Source organism: Fictibacillus sp. EA-CB0309 (assembly GCF_055814265.1).
In genome coordinates, this window is the sequence record NZ_CP169271.1 from 3,592,782 (window position 1) to 3,608,979 (window position 16,198).

Genomic DNA, 16,198 nt, shown 5'->3' on the forward strand with positions numbered 1-16,198 from the left:
CTAGCACGCTTAGCATGCTAGTTTATTTGTTTGATGCTCTCTATCGCTTGTTTAACATTTGCAAATGTTTTTATAGATGAAAAATCGATTCCTTCAGAAACCGCACTGATTGCTAACTCCGGACGCAAACCCGTCACCAGTACGTCTATTCCTAATAAACCTAGAACACGGTATACATTAAAAATATGAGAAGCCACTTCAGAATCAATGTCGACGATTCCTGAAAAATCCATGATCAAACATTCAACTTGAAGTTCAGGGATTTTAGGAAGCACATTCTTCATAAGATGCTCTGTTCGATCGGCGTCAATGGTGCCGATCAATGGCAAGACAGCCAGTCCATTCTCAATCGGAACGACAGGTGTAGAGAGTTCCCGAAGCTCTGTCTTTGTTTTCTCTAAAATCTCTTCTGACTTTCGCTCAAAGGCAAGAACCGTTTCATTGATGCTCACATCAAGCATATGGTGAACTCGCTTGAGAATTAAAATAACATCTGCTGTAGACAGCCCAAATTCTATGCTTATATTCAAAATAAAGTCAGCAAACACCATCCTAGTGTCTGGATAACGAATTAATATATCTGAGATCCTGTGATGCTTTGCTGCTGTTTTCTCTCCGTTTTCTCGACTCCATGCCATGAGTTGATCCGGTACTGAACCTTCTTCACAATCAATGGAATCACTTAAAAACGATAAAAATTCAGCATAAACTTTTATTGCCTGATTGATATCTTCCTCACTTACCTGAAAACCAAACTTTTTAATAATATCATCAACGATCTTATTAGCTAGAAGTTCAGCGTTTTCTTTTAGATAATGAGCAACCGTTAATGTCGATTTCAATCTGCTTCACTCCATATCAAGAAAAATAGTTTTAATTACGTACCTTCTATGATTGTATCATTAAAAAACCAGTAAATGGCTAAACTGTGAAAATAATAAAAGAGACAAGTGATGGGATTTTTCAAAGATATCAATGTTGCACTTGAAAGTAGTTGATTTCCTTTCCAGGTGCTTCGCTTTCCGCGGGGCGGGAGGTGAGCTCCCATGAATGATGGACATTCACGGGAGCATTCTTGCTCCTGCGTCTACAAGTAAATGCTACCGATGTGAGCTTCCACGTCTCATGCCTTGAGAGAAGCTTCTCAGGTGGTAGGCACGCGCCTTCCACTCCAATCAACCTGTCAAAGAAGAAAAGGTACAAACCAAAAAACAACATTCTTTAACAGAACATCCTTTTGACAAGAGATAAAAAAGAAAAATATTAAGATTATGTAAACCTTATAGGGATACGGTTGAAAGGAAAAGATAGTCATGTTATTGTAATTCCGAAAACCGATATTGGTAATCGATATTGAAATGCAACTTTAGGTGGTGATTTCATGGAAGAGAAAGTTTTACGAAAACTGTTTCTTGGCTTTATTCAAATACACATTCTGCATCATGCACTAGAACACCCGATCTACGGTGTCTGGATGTTAGAAGAGCTTAGAGAACACGGCTACAACATAAGTACTGGTACTCTCTATCCGATTCTTCACTCCATGGAGGCAGACGGTCTTTTGATCAGAGAAGATAAAAAGGTCGAAGGGAAAATAAGGAAGTATTACACCGCTACTGAAAAAGGCAAACTCGTCTTATCAGAAGCCAGAATAAAAGCGTTTGAGTTATTTAAAGAAATTAAGGATTAAGAGGTGAAATACATTGAATCGTGACAAAAACCGTTTGAAAACATTATTAGAAATCCTTCTCGTTTCTACTAGACTTGGTCTAACTTCTTTTGGGGGGCCTATCGCGCACTTAGGTTATTTTCATGAAGAGTATGTGAGAAAAAGAAAATGGATGGATGAAAAAAGCTACGCAGACCTTGTTGCGTTGTGTCAATTTCTGCCCGGACCAGCGAGCAGTCAAGTAGGCATAGGAATTGGGGTTATGCGAGGAGGCGTATTAGGCGGAATTATATCCTTTATCGGCTTTACCTTCCCTTCTGTTATCTCACTTATTTTATTCGCACTTATACTTCAGGGTTTGAATGTAGCGGACCTAAGCTGGATTCACGGCTTGAAAATTGTAGCTGTTGCGGTAGTGGCACATGCCATTTTAGGAATGGCTGAAAAATTAACACCAGATCTAAAAAGAAAAACAATCGCCCTCTTTGCCTTAGTTGGAACGTTGCTGTGGCAAACCGCTTTTTCACAAGTAGGTGTCATTCTAGTTGCAGGACTCTTAGGATTTCTTTTATACCGTGAGCAAACAGAGAGCGATGATACTAAAAATGAATTCCGATTTCAAAGAAGTTCGCGGTCATCTGCTTAACTTTATTCTTTGCATTGCTTATTATACTGCCAATTCTAAGAGAAGCCACATCCATCAGCTGGATCGCTATATTTGATAGCTTTTATCGTTCCGGATCTTTAGTATTTGGCGGTGGACATGTTGTACTTCCATTACTTGAACGTGAATTTGTTCCGACTGACTGGATTAGTGAAGAAGCTTTCCTAGCTGGATATGGAGCTGCACAAGCTGTTCCTGGTCCACTGTTTACATTTGCCGCTTATATCGGAGCGGTGATGAACGGCTGGCAAGGTGGATTACTTGCAACCTTTGCGATCTTCTTACCGGCGTTCCTGTTAATTCTAGGTTCTCTTCCGTTTTGGAACATGCTGCGACAGAATCCTAAAATTAAAGGCGCATTGATGGGTGTCAATGCAGCCGTAGTCGGGATTTTAATTTCAGCCTTCTATAAGCCAATTTGGACGAGCACCATCTTAAAACCAATCGATTTCGCTTTCGCGGCTGTTCTATTTAGCATGCTGGTTTATTGGAAGCTTCCGCCTTGGGTAATTGTTGTGACAGGGGCCATTGGCGGATTGTTGATGTCCCTTCTTTAAACAACTGTTAAAAAATCTGAGAAAGAAACTGCTAATCTTGGCAGTTTCTTTCTACTTATAAGCAACATATTTATTTACAACACGTTACCTCTTCACGATCATTGCTGCAGCATTCATTCACTTCAACATCCATCTCTTTAATCTCAATTTTGCAGCATCCACTATCTTTCTCCTTTTTACTGCCCATCAGTTTAACGATAAAGTTCATCTTTGCTCACCTCCTTTCTTCAGAACTGCATTTTTAAATAAGATAGAAAATAAATCCTGATACCGTTGACATGGTTATAACTGAGGCCACAAATGTTAGTACAAGCTCCTTTTTAAAAATAGATTTCAAAAGAACGACCTCTGGTAAACTTGCACCCGCTGAACTAATCATAAGAGCCATGACTGGACCTAAAGCCATTCCTTTCGCAATTAATACTTGAGAGATTGGAATCATACTAGATAATCTGATGTATAAAGGGATCCCTATAACCGCAGCAATGGGGATAATCCACCATTTATCACTTCCAAACGTACTTGCAATCCATTCAGTCGGTACAATACCATGAATGACCGCTCCAATTGCAGCACCTGCTATCAGGTATGGATAGACGCTCTTCATCAAGTTTAAAGTTTCAAAAAGAGCTTTTTCACATCGAATTTTTTCGTTTCCTCTTCATACCCAGTCATCACGACATTTTTCACTGATTTCTCAAAGCCAAGAGCGTCTAATAAGAAACCTATGATTACAGAGAAAATAGCTGTTACGATTGTGTATATCATTGTTACTTTCCATCCAAGGATGACTCCCATGATGGTAATAATCGTTGGGTCTAGTACAGGTGATGCAAAGAGAAAGATCATGACTATTGAAAAAGGCATCTTCTTTTTAACATGTTAACGATGACTGGAATAGTTGAGCATGAACAGAATGGTGTGACAAAGGCAAAAACTAAGGCGAAGAGTGCAGCTAATCCTTTATTCTTACCACTCAGATACTTCTCCACTTTTTCATAAGGGATATACGATTGAAGCAGGTTGATGATAAATGAGATTGCAACGAACAAAACGGTCAGTTCTAACGCGATACTCAAAAAACTTTTAAATGTTTCCATCCACATCATTTTTCTTCTCCTTTGTTATCAAGCGCAGCAAACTTGATTTGATTGTTTTGCCTTCTTCCTTGAAAACAGTGACGTAAGAAGTAGTACTGAATTTTTCTTTGTGCAATGGGATCTCGAGCTTTCATTTGACAATTGCTCCATTTCTCTTTGTTTCATTTCCATCATCTTTTCAAGATAGTAAGTATTCATATCAAATCTCCTCCTGTTATATTAAAAAATTTGATCTATACATCAAAAAAAATTGATGTTTTTGTGAAAATGAAGTACTACAAAATTGTAGTACTTCATTCAACAACAAGATGGAAGGAACACGCAGCATAATTGATCTGATAATAGTCCCTTAAGCTCACTAACATTCAACGAATAATAATTCCAGGTTCCTCTTTTTTCTTTCTTTATCAGGTCTGCTTCTAATAATATTTTTAAGTGATAAGAAAGTTTGGATTGAGGCATATCGATTATGGGTGTTAGATCACAAACACAAACACTCTCTTTCAAAGCCAAAATATTAATAATTTGCAAACGCTGTTGATCGGCAAGAGCCTTAAACTTTTGTTCGTATTTTTCAAGGTCATTTGTAGATACTTTTATATTATTTAGTAAAGGTATTTCCTTCTTCATATCATCATCTCCTAACATCAAAAACTTTTGATGTAATTACAGTATATCCTTTATTTTCTAATTTGCAACTATTAAATCAAAATAATTTGATATTATTCTTCACAACTTCTACACAACTACCCATTATGTTTAATATATGAATTCAATGCCCTGGTATATTTTTGAAGTTAGGGTACTCTATTTTTAGAAGGAGGATACAAAAATGAAGCTAACAAAGAACGTGATTGCCACCCTGCTGCTGGCATTCTCACTCATCCTTTCAGCTTGTGGTAATGATCAAACAGAAGAAAAACCAAATGAAAGCGAAGAAAATCACGGTGGCATGGATCATGGAGACATGGATCATTCTGGCTCAGGTGAAGTTCCAAAAGGATTGAGAAATGCAGAAAATCCAACCTTTGAAGTGGACAGCAAAGCCATCATTAAGGCTGATCATATGGAAGGCATGGACGGTGCAGAAGCTACGATTGCAGGAGCTTATGATACAACGGTTTACACAGTGAGTTATACACCAACAACAGGTGGTAAAAGGTGACAAACCACAAGTGGGTAATACATGAAGAAATTAAAGATGCAGGAGATAAACCTCTAACTGCTGGTACCGAAGTCGTCCTGAACGCAGACCATATGAAAGGCATGAAAGGGGCAAAAGCAGTCATTGATTCTGCGGAACAAACCACGGTCTACATGGTAGATTATACTCCTACTACCGACGGTGAAAAAGTAACCAATCATAAGTGGGTAACCGAAAGCGAGTTATCAGCTGAATAAGCTGTATAAGGCATGGCTGTTGTACCATTTATAGTCCTTGAAAAAAATTTATGGGCCTTCAAAATATTTTATAGGCTTTTCGACAAAGAACACAGGCAGCACGTTTGCTACCCAAAGCACTTGCCCAAAAAGGCTGGACATTTAATGTTAAATGCCAGCCTTTTCTCTATTAAACTTCATGTTAACTTCTGTTCCTTTTCCAGGCTCACTTTTGATCCATATTTGTCCATTATGTGCTTCAACAATTCTTTTTACTATGGTTAGACCAATTCCACTTCCGCCGTGTTCTCTGCTCCTGGATTTTTCTCCACGATAAAAACGTTCAAACACTTGTTTAATCTCTTCTTTTGGGATGCCGATTCCAGTATCTTTAACCGAAATGAAAACAGAATCTTTTTCTGCATGTGTAGAAATAGTCACCTTTCCCCCGCTGGTGTATATCTAAGAGCATTACTTAACAAGTTTATTAATACTTGCGCAATTCGTTTCGCATCTACACTTAGTTCTACGTTAGGCTGCAATTCTGAATAAAGTGCCACACTCTTTTGCACAAAAGCTCCTGCAACGGCATCCATACTTTTCGTAATGATTTTATTCAGTTCTTCCTGCTTCTTATCTAATGAGAATTCTGGTGATTCCATGGCTGTTAAATGCTCTAGATCTTGAACTAAAGAAATGAGGCGTTCAATTTCTTCTTTAAGCGAATGTATTCGATCTGGATTTGGTTGAAAAACACCATCTTCAAAGGCCTCTAGGTGACTTTTAATGGTGGCTAAAGGTGTTCTCAGTTCATGGGCAATATCAGAAGTCATATTTTTTCGAGATGTTTCCTGTAATTGAAGTTTGGCAGCAAGCTGATTAAGAGAATTTCCAAGTTCATTGAGTTCATCATTCCCTAGCGTTTCTATCCTTACTTCGAGCTCACCTTTTGCCATCTTTTCAGCCGCTTTTCTCATCTCCACCAACGGTCTTGATAAATTTTTCGCCACAAAATAACTAATCATACAAACCAGGATAATGGCACCTATTGAAGTCCAAAGAACCGAACTTAATAAGGCTTTTTCAAAATGATGGGTTAAGGGCTGAATACTTTGAAATTCTGGTACATCCCTTTGAAACATCGTGATGTGGTAATGAACTTCAAACATGATAATGAGGCCGGCAATTACGAGTATAGATGACGCGGCCAAAATAAAAATAACTGTTAATCTTGCATGCAGTCCTCTATACATGACCGCCTCCTGTAAACTTGTACCCTACACCAAAAACAGTAACAATATAGAGTGGGTTTTTAGGATCAATCTCGAGCTTATACCTAAGATTCTTCACGTGCTGATCAATGGTCCTGCTATCTCCTTCAAAATCAAAACCCAAAATCTTCTCCACTAATTCTTCCCTAGCAAAAACACGATTAGGATGCCTGCCAAACGTAAGCAACAACTTGTATTCATTAGGCGTAAGATTTACTGGTTCTCCCTTTACGAACACCTCTTGTTTAGAAGCATCAATCTTAAATTGACCACCGTTGTACGTAATCTGTTCAGCCAGCAAATCCCCGTTTCCAGAACGGCGTAAAATCGTTTTAACACGCATGACAAGTTCACGCGGGCTAAATGGTTTTACCATATAATCATCAGCACCGAGCGACAATCCGTTTATACGATCTTCCTCATTAACCTTTGCAGTCAACATCAGAATAGGTAACGTGTGAGCTTGTCTAATCCTTTGACAGAGTTCTTCCCCGCTCATATCTGGGAGCATAAGATCCAGAACCACAAAATCAACAGATTTTCTTTTAATATGGTTTAATGCTTCATTTGCATTTAGAGCTTCTAGTGTATGAAACCCTTCCTTCTCCAGATAAGAAGAGACAACTTCCAATAGCTTTGGTTCATCTTCCACAATTAAAATGGTTTTCACGCTAACTCCCCCAAAAGGTTTAGTACTTGTATTATAACGGATGATGGGGTGACAAAAAAATAAGAACTGCCCAAGAGCGTAAGCAGTTCTTAACTAAGACTTCTTATTAAGATAATCTAGCTTTTCTGCTCACTCTGCAGACGAGCCGCATAAGTCCTCTGTGAGCTGAGGGAACGAGTGTGAAAAAGATATCCATCGTTCTGCGCATAGGCATTGGACAAATAATAGGTTTGTTTTTATGTATGCCTTCTAATGTGATTTTTGCAAGTTTCTCAGGCGTCATCATCTTTTGCTTTTTAAATTGCTCCATGATTACCGCTTTATTGATGTTAATTGCTCTTGCCTCTTCAAAGATCGGGGTATCTACAAACGTCGGACAAAGTGTACTTACTTTTATACCGAATTCCTCAGCTTCATAATGCAGCGATGTCGTTAAGCCAACGACAGCGTGTTTTGTCGTCCCATAAGCTGAGGATACTGGTGATGGTCCAAGTCCTGCAGCAGAGGCTGTATTTACAATATGACCAAACCCTTGTTTTTTCATTAGATTATATCCGATTTGCGTCCCGTGAATGACTCCCACAGATTAACGTCCATGATCTTTCTCCAGTCATCGAGCGTCATATCATATAATTCACCGTACATGGCGATTCCCGCATTGTTAAAAAGGTAGTCAAGCCTGCCAAACTCTTGGAATATGGCTGTAATCGTATTCTCTACACTTTGAGCATCTGTTACGTCTAAATACTGATATCTCGCATTTGTTGCTTCTTTATTTAACTCTTCTTCAACCTGTCTGCCCTTTTCTTGATTGATGTCTGCAACGATAACAAAAACGTTCTGTGACACAAGTTCCTTACAGAGTGCATACCCAATTCCTGAAGCTCCACCCGTAACGATAGCAACCTTTTTAATCTCCATCACATCAATCGCCCCTATACATGAATTTTTAAAGCTTTCATCCTAAATCGGTTTGTTTTTGATAGACTCCAAAAATATAGAGACTGCCTGCTCAAAAAGTGGTTCAAGGCTATGAAGTTCTTGCGTGTTTGTGAGCTGACATAGTCCGCCAAGCCACGTACCAATTAACACAGTCCACTCATCTACATTGCCTTTCGTAAATTCACCATTCTCTATACCCTCTAAAAGAATGGCACGATAAGCTCCCATTGGGATGACTGCTAGCTCGTATAGCTGCTTGATAGAATCAGGATTTGAATCTGGATTAGAAGCAAGCTCTTGCCCGCCTTTTAACAAAGGGGTCTGATAATTGTAAAGAACATGGATTGCCATTCCATACAATTTCTCAGTAGCAGAAGAAAAGGCTGGTTCCTTCGTCATCCATTTTGAGTACCAATCCTTCATCGTTCTTTGAGCTAATAAAACAAACAACTTTTCCTTATTTTGAAAATGATAATAAATGTGTCCTTTACTATAACCAGAAGCTTTAGAGATATCGGCCACAGAAGTTTGTGTATAACCTTTTTGAGAAAATATCAAGAATGCATTTTCCATGATGTCCTGTTTTGCAGTCTCACTGTTGTAACGACGTTTGCTCAATGAACCGAAAACTCCTTTCAAAAATTGAACGGTTGTTCTAATTTTATTATACATTTTTTTACAAAAGATAGAATCGTTAGCTAGCATATTTCACAATATTGTAAAATTTTACAGATGTAAAAAAAGCACTCCTCAAAATTGGGGTGCTTTAAAGATTTGTTAAATTGTTGGCTCTGATATGAATGATTGATGATATCTCCCATTAGAAAACGGCTACCTTGTTTATTATAAAAATAAGAACAGTTATCCATATCGTCAGGATGACACCGCCTGCTATCCAATTCTTTGGGAGCTGCTCGCTTTGGTTAGCAGCTTGCTCCTTGCACACTTCTAGAACCGCTGGGGGAATCAATCGAAACACAATGACCATCCCTAAAGGCAGAAGAATTATATCATCCAAAAAACCCAATAATGGAATAAAATCAGGAATTAAATCAATTGGACTTAATGCATATGCAACGATAGAGATCGCCAATGCTTTCACATGGATTGGAACGTCCTTGTGCTGTGAAACTAAAAATAAGACATAGAGCTGCCTCTTTATCTCTTTTGCCCAGTGTTTTATTTCATCTATAATTTGCCTCATTACTTCAATCACCTTCTACTCATCATGATCCTTAGTCAGTACAAAGCAACACTGGGTTTAAATGTTCTCAGCTATAAGGTAAGTCTATATAAATATATGTTTCGCAATTGCTCGTGTTGCTTATATTAATAGCAGCTTTATTATAACAGAGTAAAACAAAAAGCACGCCAGCAGACGCGCTTTTTGTTATGAAAATTAAACACTTGTTTAATTTTAGAGGTACTTCCGATGAACCGTCTTCCCATCAAACGTAAACAAAACAGGCTTCTGCTCAATCCTCGTCTCCATATGAACAGGACGTCCCCACAGATGATGAAGATGCGGCAATACCTTCTCAAGATACTTCACATCAAGTTCCATATCTTCATAGCTATGAACGAGGTATAGCTCACCATTTTTCATATAATCTGCGTCATTGACTGTGATATAAGGAAATCCGCCATTTACTCTCATACTTACCAGCTGATCACGCACTTCTTCCCACTGCTTATCGACAACCTTGTATTCTTTGCCCTGCTTTTGAAACAAATACATGTCTTCCCGCTGAGCGAGATCTTTGGTTAAGTAGTTTCGGATGAACGACATATCAGACTCCAGTTCCCGAACCTCAAACATTTTCTCACGACCTGAGCCTGGTTTCACACCTTGCCTGATCAACTCTTCGTTGGGGTTGTTATAGCGATCTTCAATGTCTTTAAAAATCTGTAAGCCTAAATAATACGGATTGATCGATGTCTTCGATGGCTGAACAACTCCAGCGTTAAGTTTCGCAAACTCAATTGTCTCATGCGAAGTTAGATCCATCTCTTGAAGGGTTTTGGCGTGCCAATAGCTAGCCCAGCCATCGTTCCAATAAGGCGGTTATTATGCAATGTCACTGTATGTAATCCTTACGAATCCTAATGATTAGATTAATCTTTCTAAATAACAATTGCATCTCAGCAATCGCATCCGTTAGCTGAATAAAAAATTCATTCAGTTAGACATAAATACAATACTTCATTTGCATCAGGAGTTTTTAGTAGCAATTGAGAGTATTTGGTTAAGCATACTCCAATACACTCTTCTTCATCACTGGTATCAACTTTTGTATTGAAATTTTCTGGCAAAAATAAAATATAATCCCCAGCAATTCTTTCCCACAAATCCTGTAAATATTTTAAATCATCTTTGCTAATGATTTTAGTAAATGGATTACTTATGTTTTTAACATTAATGCAGCTTGGTTCATACCACCAAAGAATAGTGCATCTCTCGGAACCATAAATACTTGTTATGTAGTCAAATAAGTTTATTAACAAGTCTGTTTTTGGTTCTGCTAATGGGAATTCTATCAATGCCTTTAATTCAGCTTTTTTCTTATATCTTGATTTAAACCAATTATATCTAATAAGCCTTCCCAAGAGCCTTCCATACTCACCCTCCTAGCTTGGATAATATTTAGAAAATGTTATTGAACTTCTGCTCAGTTAGAAAAAAGCGACTGTCCTTATTCAGCAATCGCACCCGATAATGAAATAAGGTTTAAACTTCTTCCTGATATATTTCTAATTTAATTGGCTTTAAATTCAAAGGTATTTTAAACTCATGAAGCTTTTCTATGTGATTTAAAAAACATTAATATCATCATAATCCATTGACCATTCTGATACCTCTAACTTTCTTAACTCATTTGTTGGTTTAAATAGAAATTCACAATGAAGTTGTTCCATACGAGAATAATCGTCTTCTTCATAAACAGTAAACTGTCGTACAAAATCATAATGAAATAGTTCCTCTCCAGTAAAATCATAGACACCACATTGAAATAGAATTTCTTTATCTTCTTCTCCCTCTATTACTTCTTTACAAAAATCCTTAAATATTTCCCAAACTTTTTTATATCATCAATATCATCAGCAATCTTAGTCTTAAGATAACCTTCAGCATTTTTAACCGTAATCATTACAACACCTCCGATATTATTACGTAGTTATTCTATTCTTATTAAACTAACCTGCCCCTTTAAATTCCATATGAAAAAGCAGTCTTAAAGACAGGTTTTAATAATGCTCTTATTCAACAATCCTGCTACGTTGAATAAGAAAGATCATTACTTTATCAGAAGATATATTACCCTCTAAAGTTTATAATTATTAAAAATCTTATGCGGAGGTAGCTCTACTTTTTCATCAGGTACATAACATTCTCTATCATGGTAAGGCATTTCTAACTCTTCCCATTTAAAATCATCTTCAACACATTTTATAAATAAATCATATCCTTCACCATCAGAAGGCATTAAGCCTAATCGTGTTTCTTCATACTTTAAGGCAACATCAATCGCCTCTTTTAGTTCCAATAAAGCTGTTCGATTGGCAATAAGATAGGCGTTGCTATGCCACATTTGTTGACCGAAAATATGGCTTAATGGCGTAGGCTCATCCTCCTCATAAAAACTATTGTTATATACATGAGTTAACTGTTCAAATACCTCTTCAGGACGATTTAAATCTAAATAAACGTCCATTCCACTTTCCCAGTACCTTTGTCCGCCGCCCCAAAACTGTGAAATAAAGTCATCATATAATTCATTATTCTCCACAAACAAGTATCTTTCCAACTCATCTTCTATATTCTCAAAATAATAACAGTGAATTAGTTTCTCATCCTTTTTAAAAATAAGATGATATAGATTGTTTACTACTTTTTCACTTTTCAATAATTCAAATTTATATTTCCTTGCCTTTTTAGGCTTTAATACTCCATTTACAAACGGTGTCTCTGGAATATAAATAGCTCTAAATAACTTTATATTAGCCATTTTTATTCACCTCATTTTATTTATATCGTATATTATGCCCCCAGGTGCAATTTAACTCAGATGTAATTCCCTAATAATATTTTCAAAATACTTTATTAATAATTCATCAAATACTTAAGATTTATAGGCTCAAATAAAAATAAGCACGCGGCTGCGTGCTTATTTCATTATAAATACTTCCGATGAACCGTCTTCCCATCAAACGTAAACAAAACAGGCTTCTGCTCAATCCTCGTCTCCATATGAACAGGACGTCCCCACAGATGATGAAGATGCGGCAATACCTTCTCAAGATACTTCACATCAAGTTCCATATCTTCATAGCTATGAACGAGGTATAGCTCACCATTTTTCATATAATCTGCGTCATTAACCGTAATGTATGGGAATCCACCGTTTACCCGCATACTCACGAGCTGATCTCTTACTTCTTCCCACTGCTTATCGACAACCTTGTATTCTTTGCCCTGCTTTTGAAACAAATACATGTCTTCCCGCTGAGCGAGATCTTTAGTTAGGTAGTTTCGGATAAACGACATATCTGACTCTAGTTCACGAACCTCAAACATCTTTTCCCGACCTGAACCAGGTTTTACACCTTGTCTGATGAGCTCTTCGTTGGGATTGTTGTAGCGATCTTCAATGTCTTTAAAAATCTGTAAGCCTAAATAATACGGGTTGATCGATGTCTTTGATGGCTGGACAACTCCAGCGTTCAGTTTCGCAAACTCGATCGTCTCATGAGAGGTTAAGTCCATTTCTTGCAGAATCTTTGCGTGCCAGTAAGATGCCCAGCCTTCGTTCATGATTTTCGTTTCGAGCTGTGGCCAGAAATAAAGCATTTCTTCTCTCATCATGGATAAAATATCACGTTGCCATTCTTCAAGTTCACGGCTATATTGCTCAATAAATAAAAGAATGTCCTTTTCAGGCTGCGGCGGGAATGACTTTTTCTTTTTCAACGCTGGTTGCGGACCTTTTTTATCGTCCAGCTTCCAAAGATCATCATAAGGTGTTTCTTTCTTTGGCGTGAGGTCTTCTTCGTCTTCAAATACATAATTTAATTTGTTTCTTACGAGTGAAGGGTCTATATGTTCTTGTATCGCAAGAACTGCGTCTAAAAACTGTTCAACTTCTTTTTGCCATATAAATGTTCGTATTGGGCCACACGTTCAGCCGTCGAAGTCATACACTCGACCATATCTCTTCTCGTATTAGAAAAACGAACATTGTTTTTAAAGAAATCACAATGCGCGAGAACATGGGCAATAATCAATTTGTTCTGGATGAGCGAATTGGTATCAAGCAAGAACGCATAACAAGGATCAGAGTTAATGACGAGCTCATAAATTTTGCTCAACCCTAAGTCATACTGAAGCTTCATTTTGTGAAACTGTTTTCCAAAACTCCAATGAGAAAAACGTGTTGGCATCCCATACGCACCAAATGTATAGATAATATCTGCAGGACATATTTCATACCGCATTGGGTAAAAATCAAGGCCAAAGTGGTCAGCAATCTCAGTAATTTCAGCAATTGCTTTTTCAAGCTCTTTATTTTGCAGTTCCCAGTTCATATTTTCCCCCTCCTGCTATTTCCTTACTTTTAACTGTATGAAAGAAAACAGGCATTCATGAGAAAACAGCATGGAAAAAACGGACGGGTTTATAAAATTAAGGCGAACTCCCCACTAGAATCCGCCTCTATCCTTTATCTTGCTTGATAAATATCAATCATACATGGCCAGCCTGAACAATCTTGGGGAGTACGTAACTTTTCAATCCAAACTGTTTCTTTTTCGGAGCTGTTACTTTTTATCATCACTTTTGCTTCTGTAGCAAGAATACCTGTTCTTACCCAAGCAAGATCACCGCTAAGCAGCGTTTCCGGATAAACATCTGCTTCACCAAGACCCGGCTTCGTTATTTTCTTTGCACTTCCATCTCCTATTTTTACACTTGCTAAAAACGGCTTAGATCTTTTTTCTTCAGGTACATCCCAGCCCCATTCGATTTGTCTGCTCACAACAATTTCCTTGTCGTTTCTCCAAGTGAAATCACCATCGGCATATCCATCAAATCCAAGGTTTGCTTCTTTGCCGCTTTTTGCATCCCATACGGTTAAACGTTTATTTTCAGAAGTCAGCCGGCCGATCCCTTTAATAAATGCCAGTTTCTTTTTATCAGAAGACCAATGAAACCAATTCGGCTGATCTAACATGTTTCCAAGGATTTTGGTTCGGGAGCCATCTAAAGAGACAACCATTAATGTATTGCTGTCAGCTGACATGGAAGCTGTGGGACATGCGATAAATGCAAACCATTGATCATCCATTCCCCACTTGAATTCTGTTGTGCCAATCGCAAAGAACGTCTGACTCATCTTTGGCAGCGTAGTAATGTTCTGTACTTTTTTCAGATCCCCATTTGCATTCACAGGAACATAAAATAGTCGAACTGGACTCCATCCATCAGGCTCTAAATTCGCAGATGACGAAACAACAAATCCTTTTCCATCAGGTGCCCAGCTATAGTTACCTGCGCCGAGTATGACATTTTGAAAAGATGAAGCAGGTTTGGAAAGATCAATTACGTTTAACACACTCCCGCTTTTCCATGCGAGCTTTGATTCGATGGGAGACCACCTCGTTAAACTCACATCACCATCAAACACTTTTCTTTTTAAACGAGTTACACGGTTATACACCCATAGCTCATTGCGATTTTGATTTTTTGACACATAACTGATATATGTCCCGTTCCTTGAGAACTGTGGATGGGAAAGATTCGATCCTTCAACAATCCTTCTCTCCATCTCGCCTTCTTTTAACCAAATTCCGTCACTCCGAATGAATGCTGCTTTATCATCAGCAGCTTCTGTTAATTCCGGATGATTGATCATCACAAAAATTAAGCTTAATACGATAAAGAAACAACGCATCACTTGAATCACCTCATTAGTAACATGAACGAAATGCAAAATTTCATACAAAAAAGCTCAGAAACCATTTGGCTCCTGAGCTGTGCTGTCCATTATTATTCTCCTGTTTCAGCGAAACGCTTGATTCGAGAAGCGATTTCATCACGAACACGCTGAAATTCGCTCCATTCTTTCCCTGCTGGATCGTCAAATCCCCAGTGCTCACGTTTTTTGTGAGGTGGTGTTGCTGGGCATACATCGTTTGCATGGCCGCATAATGTAACGACCAAATCTGCTTTTTCTAAAATATCTTTATCGATTACATCTGATGTTTGATTCGTAATATCAATATTTACTTCATTCATCGCTTTGATCGCATTTGGATTCACTCCATGTGCTTCGATCCCAGCGGAATATACGTCATATTTATCACCAAGATAGTGGTGTCCAAAACCTTCTGCCATTTGGGAACGACAAGAGTTTCCTGTGCAAAGGAAATAGATAATTGGTTTAGCCATTTTTTAAAAACCTCCTGTAGTAAAAGAACTTCTTTCGAGACCATCATAATATAAGTATATCCTTATATCAATATTTATTTATATATTCTTTGACATTTTATATAATCATATGGTTATATACTAATGAGGTGAGATCGATATGGAACTGGATCAGTTAACAGATTGTTATAAAGCAATGGCAGATAAAACACGCTTGAACATCTTAGCACTACTTCGCCACGAAGAACTATGTGTATGTGAGTTAGTTGATATCTTAAAAATGACACAACCTAGTATTTCACAACATTTACGAAAATTAAAGCAAGCTAAACTCGTTAAAGAAAGACGCAACAGCCAATGGATCTTCTACTCCATTGATGGAGAAATCTATCCTTTTATTAAAGCCAACTTAGAAGCTCTTCCTGACATGTCAGCTAAGATCGAAGAATTAAAAGCGTCAGGCGGAAAAGTTTGCTGCTAACTTAGAATTACTTAAGAAATTGGGGGAGTTTATATGGACAG

The 16,198-nt window shown here is 37.8% G+C and carries 15 protein-coding genes and 6 pseudogenes; 4 read left to right on the forward strand and 17 right to left on the reverse strand.

Annotated elements, in window-relative coordinates; all coding sequences use genetic code 11:
* Nucleotides 1-17: 17 nt before the first annotated feature.
* Entirely contained in the window at nt 18-842 is an 825-nt protein-coding gene (locus tag ACEWFH_RS20145; RefSeq protein WP_473725431.1) for an STAS domain-containing protein, read from the reverse strand.
* Nucleotides 843-1,381: 539 nt separating this feature from the next.
* On the opposite strand from ACEWFH_RS20145, the gene ACEWFH_RS20150 reads away from it, so the two are divergent.
* A complete protein-coding gene (locus tag ACEWFH_RS20150) occupies nt 1,382-1,690 on the forward strand; it encodes a PadR family transcriptional regulator (RefSeq protein WP_473725432.1) in 309 nt (102 codons plus the stop codon).
* A gap of 34 nt (nt 1,691-1,724) precedes the next feature.
* Nucleotides 1,725-2,890: pseudogene (locus ACEWFH_RS20155) on the forward strand (chromate transporter).
* A gap of 70 nt (nt 2,891-2,960) precedes the next feature.
* On the opposite strand, the gene ACEWFH_RS20160 reads toward ACEWFH_RS20155, so the two are convergent.
* The 4 genes and pseudogenes from ACEWFH_RS20160 to ACEWFH_RS20175 all read right to left on the reverse strand — a co-directional run bounded on the left by ACEWFH_RS20160 (nt 2,961) and on the right by ACEWFH_RS20175 (nt 4,620).
* On the reverse strand, nt 2,961-3,098 hold the full coding sequence (locus ACEWFH_RS20160; protein ID WP_473725433.1) for a hypothetical protein: 138 nt from the start codon (nt 3,096-3,098) through the stop codon (nt 2,961-2,963).
* Nucleotides 3,099-3,131: 33 nt separating this feature from the next.
* A pseudogene (locus tag ACEWFH_RS20165) lies at nt 3,132-3,996 on the reverse strand (permease).
* Entirely contained in the window at nt 3,996-4,124 is a 129-nt protein-coding gene (locus ACEWFH_RS20170; RefSeq protein WP_473725434.1) for a hypothetical protein, read from the reverse strand. Before ACEWFH_RS20170 ends, ACEWFH_RS20165 begins: the two are co-directional and overlap by 1 nt.
* A gap of 163 nt (nt 4,125-4,287) precedes the next feature.
* Nucleotides 4,288-4,620, reverse strand: a complete 333-nt coding sequence (locus ACEWFH_RS20175; RefSeq protein WP_473725435.1) for an ArsR/SmtB family transcription factor — start codon at nt 4,618-4,620, stop codon at nt 4,288-4,290.
* 202 nt (nt 4,621-4,822) lie between these two features.
* Between ACEWFH_RS20175 and ACEWFH_RS20180 the strand changes: the two are divergent.
* Nucleotides 4,823-5,391, forward strand: a pseudogene (locus tag ACEWFH_RS20180) (YdhK family protein).
* Nucleotides 5,392-5,538: 147 nt separating this feature from the next.
* Here ACEWFH_RS20180 and ACEWFH_RS20185 read toward each other — a convergent pair.
* The 12 genes and pseudogenes from ACEWFH_RS20185 to arsC all read right to left on the reverse strand — a co-directional run bounded on the left by ACEWFH_RS20185 (nt 5,539) and on the right by arsC (nt 15,697).
* The gene (locus ACEWFH_RS20185) at nt 5,539-5,811 is read right to left on the reverse strand and encodes a sensor histidine kinase (RefSeq protein WP_473725436.1); all 273 of its coding nucleotides are present in this window, start codon (nt 5,809-5,811) and stop codon (nt 5,539-5,541) included.
* A complete protein-coding gene (locus ACEWFH_RS20190; RefSeq protein WP_473725437.1) occupies nt 5,808-6,623 on the reverse strand; it encodes a HAMP domain-containing protein in 816 nt (271 codons plus the stop codon). The genes ACEWFH_RS20185 and ACEWFH_RS20190 overlap by 4 nt, the downstream gene beginning before the upstream one ends.
* Nucleotides 6,616-7,311 carry a response regulator transcription factor gene (locus tag ACEWFH_RS20195; RefSeq protein WP_473725438.1) on the reverse strand — a complete coding sequence of 232 codons (696 nt, stop codon included), beginning with the start codon at nt 7,309-7,311 and terminating at the stop codon, nt 6,616-6,618. The genes ACEWFH_RS20190 and ACEWFH_RS20195 overlap by 8 nt, the downstream gene beginning before the upstream one ends.
* A gap of 106 nt (nt 7,312-7,417) precedes the next feature.
* A pseudogene (locus ACEWFH_RS20200) lies at nt 7,418-8,232 on the reverse strand (SDR family NAD(P)-dependent oxidoreductase).
* 42 nt (nt 8,233-8,274) lie between these two features.
* Nucleotides 8,275-8,871, reverse strand: coding sequence for a TetR/AcrR family transcriptional regulator (locus ACEWFH_RS20205; RefSeq protein ID WP_473725439.1), 597 nt, complete (start codon nt 8,869-8,871; stop codon nt 8,275-8,277).
* Between the two features lie 202 nt (nt 8,872-9,073).
* Complete coding sequence (locus tag ACEWFH_RS20210) at nt 9,074-9,457, reverse strand: YkvA family protein (RefSeq protein ID WP_473725440.1); 384 nt, start codon at nt 9,455-9,457, stop codon at nt 9,074-9,076.
* Nucleotides 9,458-9,670: 213 nt separating this feature from the next.
* A pseudogene (locus ACEWFH_RS20215) lies at nt 9,671-10,306 on the reverse strand (SpoVR family protein); the annotation flags it as partial.
* Between the two features lie 122 nt (nt 10,307-10,428).
* Complete coding sequence (locus tag ACEWFH_RS20220; protein ID WP_473725441.1) at nt 10,429-10,860, reverse strand: hypothetical protein; 432 nt, start codon at nt 10,858-10,860, stop codon at nt 10,429-10,431.
* Between the two features lie 716 nt (nt 10,861-11,576).
* Nucleotides 11,577-12,260 carry a hypothetical protein gene (locus ACEWFH_RS20225; RefSeq protein WP_473725442.1) on the reverse strand — a complete coding sequence of 228 codons (684 nt, stop codon included), beginning with the start codon at nt 12,258-12,260 and terminating at the stop codon, nt 11,577-11,579.
* A gap of 167 nt (nt 12,261-12,427) precedes the next feature.
* Nucleotides 12,428-13,836 (reverse strand): annotated as a pseudogene (locus ACEWFH_RS20230) (SpoVR family protein).
* A gap of 134 nt (nt 13,837-13,970) precedes the next feature.
* Nucleotides 13,971-15,203 carry a TolB family protein gene (locus ACEWFH_RS20235; protein WP_473725443.1) on the reverse strand — a complete coding sequence of 411 codons (1,233 nt, stop codon included), beginning with the start codon at nt 15,201-15,203 and terminating at the stop codon, nt 13,971-13,973.
* Between the two features lie 92 nt (nt 15,204-15,295).
* Nucleotides 15,296-15,697 (reverse strand): arsenate reductase (thioredoxin), encoded by a 402-nt coding sequence (gene arsC / locus ACEWFH_RS20240; protein WP_473725444.1) that lies wholly within the window; start codon nt 15,695-15,697, stop codon nt 15,296-15,298.
* A 139-nt stretch (nt 15,698-15,836) separates the two neighbouring features.
* Between arsC and ACEWFH_RS20245 the strand changes: the two genes are divergently transcribed.
* Complete coding sequence (locus tag ACEWFH_RS20245) at nt 15,837-16,157, forward strand: ArsR/SmtB family transcription factor (protein WP_473725445.1); 321 nt, start codon at nt 15,837-15,839, stop codon at nt 16,155-16,157.
* Nucleotides 16,158-16,198 lie beyond the last annotated feature (41 nt).